Origin of the sequence: Kineococcus indalonis, assembly GCF_009906395.1 — a bacterium.
In the GTDB taxonomy this organism is placed as follows: Bacteria; Actinomycetota; Actinomycetes; order Actinomycetales; family Kineococcaceae; genus Kineococcus; species Kineococcus indalonis.
Genome location: NZ_JAAALM010000114.1, coordinates 1 through 9,341 on the forward strand (window position 1 = coordinate 1; position 9,341 = coordinate 9,341).

Consider the following 9,341-nt stretch of genomic DNA (forward strand, 5'->3'; position numbering starts at 1 on the left):
CCGCGGTCGCGGCCGGCTCGACGCTGCTGAGCGTCATCGACGCCGCGGTGCTGACGCTGACCGCCGACGTCGACGAGTCCGACGTGCTGCGCGTGCAGCCGGGTCAGGGGGCGCGGGTGGGCGTGGACGCCGTCGAGGGCGTCGCCTACCGCGGCACCGTCACCAGCGTGGACCCGGCCGCCACCAGCTCCGGCGGCGCCGGCGCGGTGACGTACACGGTGCGCCTGAGCTACGACGGCGGCACCGCCGAGGGCGGGGACCCGGCCCCCACGCCGCTGCCCGGCATGTCCGCGGTGGTCTCCCTCGTCGTCGCCGAGGCCCGCGACGTCGTGCGGGTGCCCGCCGGGGCGGTGCTGCGCGCCGGCGCCGCGGGCGGGGACCCCGACTCCGACGCGGTGTGGGTGGTCGCCGACGGCGTCGCCGAGCGCCGCCCCGTGACGGTCGGGGTGCGCGGCGACGACGTCGTGGAGATCACCGACGGCCTGCGCGGCGGTGAGCGCATCGTCACCGAGGGCGCCGGCGACGTGCAGCAGGGCCAGCAGCTGTCGTGAGGGGCCCCGCACACCCCCCGCCCGAGCAGCCCGTGGACGAGCAGCCCGTGGACGAGCAGCCGGCGCCCGGCGTGCCCGCTCCGGCGCGGCCCGCCTCGCGGCGGGCCGCCATCGAGGCCGTGGACGTCACCCGCAGCTACTCCTTCGGCGACACCACCGTGCAGGCCCTGCGCGGGGTCAGCTTCACCGTCGACGACGGGGAGTACACCGCGATCGTCGGGCCCAGCGGCTCGGGCAAGTCGACCCTGATGCACCTGCTGGGGTGCCTGGACCGGCCCACCTCCGGCACCCTGCGCGTCGGCGGGCGCGACCTGCGCGAGCTGTCCGACGCGGAGCTGGCCGAGCTGCGCAACCGGGAGATCGGGTTCGTCTTCCAGGCCTTCCAGCTGCTGCCGCGCTCCACCGCGGTGGACAACGTGGCCCTGCCGCTGCTGTACCGCGGCGTCAAGGGCGCCGAGCGGCGCGAGCGGGCCGCGCAGTCGCTGCGGGCGGTGGGCCTGGGCCACCGCCTGACGCACCGGCCCACCCAGATGTCCGGCGGTGAGCAGCAGCGCGTGGCCATCGCCCGCGCGCTGGTCGGCGAGCCGCGCATCCTGCTGGCCGACGAGCCCACCGGCAACCTCGACAGCCGCAACGGCGCCGAGGTCATGCGCATCCTGGAGCAGCTGAACGCCGAGCGGGGGGTGGCGGTGGTCCTGGTCACCCACGACGACGAGGTCGCCGGCCGCGCGCGCCGGCAGGTGCGGGTGCGCGACGGGCTCGTCGAGCGCGACACCGCCGCCGAGCACGGCACCGCCGCCGGCGGGGGAGCCGCGTGAAGGGCCTGGAGGCGTTCCGCGTCGCGCTGGACGCCCTGCGCGGCAACCGCCTGCGCAGCCTGCTGACCACGCTGGGCATCGTCATCGGCATCGCCGCGGTCATCGTGGTGGTCTCCATCGGCGCCGGCGCCCGCCAGCAGATCGAGTCGCAGGTCGAGGGCCTGGGCTCCAACCTCATCCTCGTCGTGCCCGGCCAGTTCGACACGCAGAACCTCTCCTCCAACGCCGCGGCGGTCTCCACCCTGCAGCGCGACGACGGCGACCTGCTGGCCGACGTGGTCGGCGACCCCGACGCGGTCACCGCCCGCCTGACCTCCGGCGCGCAGGTGCGCGCCGGCGCGGTCGAGCAGTTCGTCACGGTGCAGGGCTCGGACCAGAACCTGCCGGAGGTGTTCACCCGCCCGGTGGCCGAGGGGCAGTTCTTCACCGGCACCGACGTCGAGGCGCGCCGCCGGGTGGCGGTGCTGGGCTCGCGCACCGCCGAGACCTTCTTCCCCGGCGCCGACCCGGTGGGCCGGCAGATCACCGTCGCCGGCACCCGCTTCCAGGTCGTGGGCGTGCTCGCCGAGCAGGGGGAGTCCTTCGGCGTCTCGCAGGACAACGAGGTCCACGTGCCCATCACGGTCGCCCAGCGGCTGTTCGGCCTGCAGCGCGTGGACGCCTTCGCCGTGAAGTCGCCCAGCGCCGCGCAGGTGCCCGAGCTCTCCCGCCGGCTGTGGCGGGTGCTGAAGGCGGAGTACCCCGACCAGACGTTCAGCGCCGTCACCCAGACGCAGATCCTCGGCGTCATCGGCGACATCCTGGGCCTGCTGACGGCCGTGCTGGCCGCGATCGCCGGCATCTCCCTCCTCGTCGGCGGCGTCGGGGTGTCCAACATCATGCTGGTCTCGGTGCGCGAGCGGACGCGGGAGATCGGCCTGCGCAAGGCGCTGGGCGCCCGCCAGCGCGACGTGCTGGTGCAGTTCCTCGTCGAGGCGGTGCTGCTGACCAGCGTCGGCGGCGTCATCGGCATCGCCCTGGGGGTGTCCGGCTCGCTGCTCATCGACGGGCTCTCCCCGCTGCCGGCCAGCGTGGAGTGGTGGAGCCCGGTGGTGGCCTTCGTCGTCTCCGCCGCCGTGGGCGTCTTCTTCGGCGTCTTCCCCGCCCGCCGCGCCGGCCGGCTGGACCCCGTGGTCGCCCTGCGCGCCGACTGACCCGGCGCCCCGTAGGGTCGGGGCGTGAGCGTGCGCAGGGTGACCGGCCTGGAGACCGAGTACGGCATCTCGGTGCCCGGCGACCCCGGCGCCAACCCGATGCTGCTGTCGGCGCAGGTGGTCAACGCCTACGCCGCCCCGGCGGCCGGCTCGATGTCCTCGGCGCTGCGGGCCCGCTGGGACTACGAGGACGAGGCGCCCCTGCGCGACGCGCGCGGCTTCGAGGTCAAGCGCGCCGCCGCGCACCCCTCGCAGCTGACGGACTCCCCGGTGCGCGGCGACGAGCACGGCCGGCGCGGGCAGGGGCGCGCCGCGCCCAGCGCCTCCGACGTGGTCGGCGCCGAGTCCGAGGACCCGACGATGGCCAACGTCATCCTCACCAACGGCGCGCGCTTCTACGTCGACCACGCCCACCCGGAGTACTCCTCCCCGGAGGTGCTCACCCCCCGCGCGGCGGTGCTGTACGACCGCGCCGGCGAGCGCATCCTGCTGGAGTCGCTGCGGCGCGTGGCCGCCACGCCGGGCCTGACGCCGGTGACGATCTACAAGAACAACACCGACGGCAAGGGCGCCTCCTACGGCACCCACGAGAACTACCTCATGAGCCGGTCCACCCCCTTCGGGGACGTGGTGCGCCACCTGACGCCCTTCTTCGCCTCCCGGCAGGTCTTCACCGGCGCCGGCCGCGTCGGCATCGGGCAGGACTCCTCCACCGCCGGCTACCAGATCAGCCAGCGCGCGGACTTCTTCGAGGTCGAGGTCGGCCTGGAGACCACGATGAAGCGGCCCATCATCAACACCCGCGACGAGCCGCACGCCAGCGTCGACAAGTACCGCCGCCTGCACGTCATCGTCGGCGACGCCACCATGTGCGAGGTCGCCACCCTGCTGAAGGTCGGCACCACCTCCCTTGTGCTGACGCTGCTGGAGGCCGGCGCCCTGGACGGCGGCCCCGCCGGGGACCTGCAGCTGAGCGATCCGGTGCGCGCCCTGCACGAGGTCTCCCACGACCCGGGCCTGACGCAGCTGGTGCGCCTGCGCGACGGCCGGCGCATGACCGCGCTGGAGCTGCAGCGCGCCTACCTGGAGGCCGCCGCCGCGTTCGTCGAGGACCGCTTCGGCGACGACGCCGACGCCGACACCCGCGAGGTCCTCACCCGCTGGGACGGGGTGCTGACGAAGCTGGAGCGGGACGTCTTCTCCGCCGCCCGCGAGGTGGACTGGGTCGCCAAGCTGCGCCTGCTGGAGGGCTACCGCTCCCGCGACGGCCTGGCCTGGGACCACGCCCGCCTGCAGGCGGTGGACCTGCAGTGGTCCGACGTGCGCCCGGAGAAGGGCCTGTACCTCAAGCTCGCCGAGCGCGGGCAGGTGGAGCGCCTGGTGGCCGAGGAGGACGTCCAGCGCGCCGTGACGCACCCGCCGGAGGACACCCGCGCCTACTTCCGCGGCGAGTGCCTGGCCCGCTACGGCTCGCGCGTGGCCGCCGCCAGCTGGGACTCGGTGATCTTCGACGTGCCCGGCCGCGGCGCGCTGCAGCGGGTGCCGACCCTGGAGCCGCTGCGCGGCACCCGCGAGCACGTCGGCGCCCTGCTGGACCGCTGCACCACCGCCGAGGAGCTGGTCAGCGCCCTCACCGGCGGCTGATCGCCCCCGGCAGGACCACGACCGGCGCGGAGCGGCGCGCGCGGCGCCCGGCGGGGTTAGTGTCGTTCGCGAGCCGGCCACCGGGCCGGCGCTGACCGAGACGTCAGGGGGAGCACCGTGCCTGGACAGGAGCAGCAGCGGCCGAGCCGTCGCGAGGACGAGCCGGAGGAGACCCCCGTCGTGCCCGCGCAGGCCACGGCGCAGTCCACCGAGACCGATGCCGAGGTCGACGCCCTGCTCGACGAGATCGACGAGGTGCTGGAGTCCAACTCCGAGGAGTTCGTGCGCGGCTTCGTGCAGAAGGGCGGTCAGTAGCCGCCCGCCCGCGCGCCCGCCCGGCGCTCCCCGGCGCCGCCGGGGGGTGCCGGGTAGGGTCGCACGGGTGAGCCAGGACCCCAGCGGACGGCTCCCGGCGGCGTACCTCGTGCCGGGTTCCTCGTCCTTCACCGAGTTCGTCCGAGACCACGCCCCCGAGGTGCTGCCCGGGGCCCGGCGCCTGCCCGCGGGCGGCGCCGGCGCCCTGACCGGCGGCCCCGGCGCCGGCCAGCCCCCGCACGCCACCACGATCGTGGCGATCGTCTTCGCCGACGGGGTCGTGATGGCCGGCGACCGGCGCGCCACCGCGGGCAACGTCATCGCCCAGCGCGACATCGAGAAGGTCTTCCCCGCCGACGACCACTCCTGCGTGGGCATCGCCGGCACCGCGGGCCTGGCGATCGAGATGGTGCGCCTGTTCCAGGTGGAGCTGGAGCACTTCGAGAAGCTCGAGGGCGCGCTGATGTCCTTCGAGGGCAAGGCCAACCGCCTGTCGGCCATGATCCGCGGCAACCTGGGCCTGGCGATGCAGGGCCTGGCGGTGGTGCCGGTGTTCGCCGGCTACGACCTGGCCGAGCAGCGCGGGCGCATCGTCAGCTACGACGTCACCGGCGGCCGCTACGAGGAGGTCGACCACCACGCCGTCGGCTCCGGCTCGGTGTTCGCCCGCGGCGCCCTCAAGAAGCTCTTCCGCCCCGGCACGGGCGCCGAGCAGGCGGTGCGCGCGGCGGTGGAGGCCCTGTGGGACGCCGCCGACGACGACTCCGCCACCGGCGGCCCGGACCTGCTGCGGCGCATCTGGCCGGTCGTGGCCGTGGTCACCGCCGACGGCTTCCGCCGCCTGGGCGACGACGAGCTCGGCGGGGTCGTGGAGGCCGTCGTCGCCGGCCGCACCGGCAACCCCGGCGGCAACCCGCTGGCCGTGCAGAGCCCCCCGCAGAGCCCCCCGCAGGCCCCGACGCAGCAGGGAGGTGCCCCGGCATGAGCGTGCCCTTCTACGTCTCGCCCGAGCAGCTGATGAAGGACAAGGCCGACTTCGCGCGCAAGGGCATCGCCCGCGGGCGGGCGGTCGTGGTCGTCGCCTGCTCCGACGGCATCGTCTTCGCCTCCGAGAACGCCTCCCGGGCGCTGCACAAGATCTCCGAGATCTACGACCGCGTGGCCTTCGCCGCCGTCGGCAAGTACAACGAGTTCGAGAACCTGCGCGTGGCCGGGGTGCGCTACGCGGACCTGCGCGGCTACTCCTACGACCGCAGCGACGTCACCGCCCGCGGCCTGGCCAACGCCTACGCGCAGACCCTGGGCACCATCTTCACCACCGAGTCCAAGCCGTACGAGGTCGAGCTCGTCGTCGCCGAGGTCGGCGCCACCCCCGAGCGGGACCAGGTCTACCGCCTCACCTACGACGGCTCGGTCGCCGACGAGCACGGCTACGTCGCCATGGGCGGCTCCGCCGAGCAGATCACCGCCAAGCTCGCCGAGCGCTGGCAGCCCGGCCTGGACCTGCCCGCCGCGCTGCGCCTGGCCGTGGAGGCCCTGGGCAGCGACGCGGCCGCCGCCGCGGCCGGCTCCGGCCCGCGCACCATCGCCCCCGACCAGCTCGAGGTCGCCGTCCTGGACCGCGCCCGCACCCGGCGCACCTTCCGCCGCCTGGGCGCTCCCGCCCTGGCCGGGCTGCTGGGCGCCCCGGGCGCCGGCGCTGCCCCCGCGGAGGCCGAGCACGGCGGCGCCGTCCCCGGCCCGGACACCCCGCCCGAACCGCCCGCCTGAGGCCTGCGGCGGGCACCCTCGGCCCGGTGGCGCGTTTCACTGCGCTGCCGGGCCGTTTCGTGCCTATGGTGGGCAGATGGATCGCCGGATCTTCGGACTGGAAACCGAGTTCGGCGTCACCTGCGCCTTCGAGGGCCAGCGCAAGCTGTCCCCGGACGAGGTGGCCCGGTACTTGTTCCGCAAGGTCGTCTCGTGGGGACGTTCCAGCAACGTCTTCCTCAAGAACGGCGCCCGCCTCTACCTCGACGTCGGCTCGCACCCCGAGTACGCCTCGCCCGAGTGCGACGACGTGCGCCAGCTCGTGGTGCACGACCGCGCCGGCGAGCGCACCCTCGAGGGCCTGCTCGTCGACGCCGAGCGGCGCCTGGAGGAGGAGGGCATCGCGGGGGAGGTCTACCTCTTCAAGAACAACACCGACTCCGCCGGCAACTCCTACGGCTGCCACGAGAACTACCTCGTCTCCCGCCACGGGGAGTTCGGGCGCCTGTCCGACGTCCTGATCCCCTTCCTGGTCAGCCGCCAGCTCGTCGTCGGCGCCGGCAAGGTGGTGCAGACCCCGCGCGGGGCCGTGTACTCGCTGTCCCAGCGCGCCGACCACATCTGGGAGGGCGTCTCCAGCGCCACCACCCGCAGCCGGCCGATCATCAACACCCGCGACGAGCCGCACGCCGACGCCGAGCGCTACCGCCGCCTGCACGTCATCGTCGGCGACTCCAACATGTCCGAGACCACCACCATGCTCAAGCTCGGCGCCACCGACCTAGTGCTGCGGATGGTGGAGGAGGGCGTGCCGCTGCGCGAGATGACGCTGGAGAACCCCATCCGCGCCATCCGCGAGATCAGCCACGACCCCACGGGCCGCAAGCCCGTGCGCCTGGCCAACGGCCGCGAGGCCAGCGCCCTGCAGATCCAGGAGGAGTACCTGGAGAAGGCCAAGGACTTCGTGGAGACCCGCGGCCTGCAGACGCCCACCCTCAAGCGCGTGCTGGACCTGTGGGAGCGCGCCCTGCGCGCCGTGGCCACCGACGACCTCGGCCTGGTGGACCGCGAGGTCGACTGGGTCATCAAGCGCAAGCTGCTGGAGCGCTACATGACCAAGCACGGCCTGTCGCTGGCCTCCCCGCGCATCGCCCGCCTGGACCTGGCCTACCACGACATCCACCGCGGCCGCGGTCTGCACTACCTGCTCGCCGCGCGCGGCATGGCCGAGCGCGTCTGCGCCGACATCGAGGTCTTCGAGGCGCTGTCGGTGCCGCCGCAGACCACCCGCGCCAAGCTGCGCGGGGACTTCGTGCGCGCCGCCCAGGAGAAGCGCCGGGACTTCACCGTCGACTGGGTGCACCTGAAGCTCAACGACCAGGCCCAGCGCACGGTGCTGTGCAAGGACCCCTTCAAGTCCGTCGACGACCGCGTGGAACGCCTCATCGACAGCATGTGACGACCCTCCCGGCACCGCACAGGCACCGCGGTTAGGGTGCTGGGGACCGACCGACCAGACGTGAGGATCCCCGTGCTCCGCCGAACCGCCGTCCTGCCCGCCGCCGCCGTGGCGCTCGCCGTCCTGCTCGGCTCGTGCGCCTCCGAGCCGGACACCCCGTCCCCGGCGGAGCAGACCTCGGCGGCGTCGCAGGCCGCCGCCGAGGTCGACCCCGCGAAGGTCGACGACGCCCTGCCCGTGACCGTCACCGGCGACCTGGACCCGGCCGTGGCGCCCGCCGTGGACTTCGCGAAGCCGCTCACGGTCACCGAGACCACCCGCAAGGTCGTGGCCGCCGGCACCGGCGAGGAGGTCGGCGCCGACGACGAGGTCCGCTTCGCGTACGCGCTGTACGCCGGCCCCACCGGCGAGCTGCTGGACTCCAGCTACGGCAAGACCGACCTGCGCATCGAGGTGGCCCAGGTCACCAAGGGCATCGCCCGCGGCGTGCTCGGCGCGCACGTCGGCGACCGCCTGGCCATCGCCATCGCCCCCGAGGACGGCTTCGGCGAGGCGGTGACCCAGTTCGGCAAGCCGGGCGTGGACGCCACGAGCACCGTCGTGCTCGTCGCCGACATCACCGGCGTCGTGCCGACGATCGCCACCGGCGAGGCCGTCACCCCGCCGGCGGGCCTGCCCACCGTCGTCCTGGACGACGCCGGCGTGCCCCAGGACGTGGAGGTCACCGACACCGCGCCGCCGGCCGACACGGTCGCCCAGACCCTGATCGAGGGCACCGGCCCGGTGGTCACCAGCGGCATGCAGGTGAAGATGCAGTACGTCGGCGCCACCCTCGCCGACGGCGAGGTCTTCGAGAGCTCCTGGGAGAGCGGCAACGCCTTCGAGACCGTCATCGGCCAGGGCCAGGTCATCGCCGGGTGGGACAAGGGCATCCCCGGGCAGACCGTGGGCAGCCGGGTCCTGCTCGTCATCCCCGCCGCCGACGCGTACGGTGACGCCCCGACCGGCGGGCAGCCCGCCGGCGCCCTCGTCTTCGTCGTCGACATCCTCGACGCCTACTGAGCCGACGCGCGCCGGACGGCGCGCGCACCGGCCGACCACCACCCCACCTCGACAGGAGCAGCACCCGTGAGCGAGCGCACCAAGCCCGAGATCGACTTCCCCGGCGGCGAGCCGCCCGCCGAGCTGCAGATCACCGACGAGATCGTCGGCGACGGGCCCGAGGCCACCCCCGGGACGACGGTCAGCGCCCACTACGTCGGTGTCGCCTTCAGCACCGGCGAGGAGTTCGACGCCTCCTGGAACCGCGGCCAGCCGCTGGACTTCCCCCTGGGCGCCGGCATGGTCATCGCCGGCTGGGACCAGGGCATCGTCGGCATGCGCGTCGGCGGCCGCCGCAAGCTCGTCATCCCCCCGCACCTGGGCTACGGCGACCGCGGCGCCGGCGGCGCCATCAAGGGCGGCGAGACGCTGATCTTCGTGGTGGACCTCGTCGGCGTCAGCTGACGCGCGGCACCACCACCGGCACGCCGCGGCGGGCGGTCCGGCGGGCGGTCCCGCGGGTGGTCGGGGACGCACGACGCCCCGGACCGTCGGGGCGGCGGTCCGGGGC

General features: G+C 74.6%; 10 protein-coding genes. All 10 read left to right on the forward strand.

Going from position 1 to position 9,341, the window contains the following annotated elements; all coding sequences use genetic code 11:
* Positions 1–551: efflux RND transporter periplasmic adaptor subunit (locus GTR00_RS07940; RefSeq protein WP_166611089.1), on the forward strand; the 551-nt coding region annotated here is incomplete at its 5' end.
* A 71-nt stretch (positions 552–622) separates the two neighbouring features.
* Positions 623–1,369 carry an ABC transporter ATP-binding protein gene (locus tag GTR00_RS07945; RefSeq protein WP_166611098.1) on the forward strand — a complete coding sequence of 249 codons (747 nt, stop codon included), beginning with the start codon at positions 623–625 and terminating at the stop codon, positions 1,367–1,369.
* Entirely contained in the window at positions 1,366–2,562 is a 1,197-nt protein-coding gene (locus tag GTR00_RS07950; protein ID WP_166611090.1) for an ABC transporter permease, read from the forward strand. Before GTR00_RS07945 ends, GTR00_RS07950 begins: the two co-directional genes overlap by 4 nt.
* 24 nt (positions 2,563–2,586) lie before the next feature.
* Positions 2,587–4,206, forward strand: coding sequence for a depupylase/deamidase Dop (dop, locus tag GTR00_RS07955; protein ID WP_166611091.1), 1,620 nt, complete (start codon positions 2,587–2,589; stop codon positions 4,204–4,206).
* Positions 4,207–4,323: 117 nt separating this feature from the next.
* Positions 4,324–4,521: a ubiquitin-like protein Pup gene (locus GTR00_RS24905; protein ID WP_166611092.1), complete on the forward strand. Its 198-nt coding sequence runs from the start codon at positions 4,324–4,326 to the stop codon at positions 4,519–4,521.
* Positions 4,522–4,588: 67 nt separating this feature from the next.
* Entirely contained in the window at positions 4,589–5,506 is a 918-nt protein-coding gene (prcB, locus tag GTR00_RS23765; protein WP_323132323.1) for a proteasome subunit beta, read from the forward strand.
* Positions 5,503–6,291 (forward strand): proteasome subunit alpha, encoded by a 789-nt coding sequence (prcA, locus tag GTR00_RS07970; RefSeq protein ID WP_166611094.1) that lies wholly within the window; start codon positions 5,503–5,505, stop codon positions 6,289–6,291. The genes prcB and prcA overlap by 4 nt, the downstream gene beginning before the upstream one ends.
* A 76-nt stretch (positions 6,292–6,367) precedes the next feature.
* Entirely contained in the window at positions 6,368–7,729 is a 1,362-nt protein-coding gene (gene pafA, locus GTR00_RS07975) for a Pup--protein ligase (RefSeq protein WP_166611095.1), read from the forward strand.
* Between the two features lie 72 nt (positions 7,730–7,801).
* A complete protein-coding gene (locus GTR00_RS07980) occupies positions 7,802–8,791 on the forward strand; it encodes an FKBP-type peptidyl-prolyl cis-trans isomerase (RefSeq protein WP_166611096.1) in 990 nt (329 codons plus the stop codon).
* 66 nt (positions 8,792–8,857) lie between these two features.
* Entirely contained in the window at positions 8,858–9,235 is a 378-nt protein-coding gene (locus GTR00_RS07985; protein ID WP_166611097.1) for an FKBP-type peptidyl-prolyl cis-trans isomerase, read from the forward strand.
* Positions 9,236–9,341: the final 106 nt, after the last annotated feature.

Coding starts and splice junctions, on each gene's coding strand:
- prcA (WP_166611094.1), top strand. CDS start 5,503: ATGAGCGTGCCCTTCTACGTCTCGCCCGAGCAGCTGATGAAGGACAAG.
- pafA (WP_166611095.1), top strand. CDS start 6,368: ATGGATCGCCGGATCTTCGGACTGGAAACCGAGTTCGGCGTCACCTGC.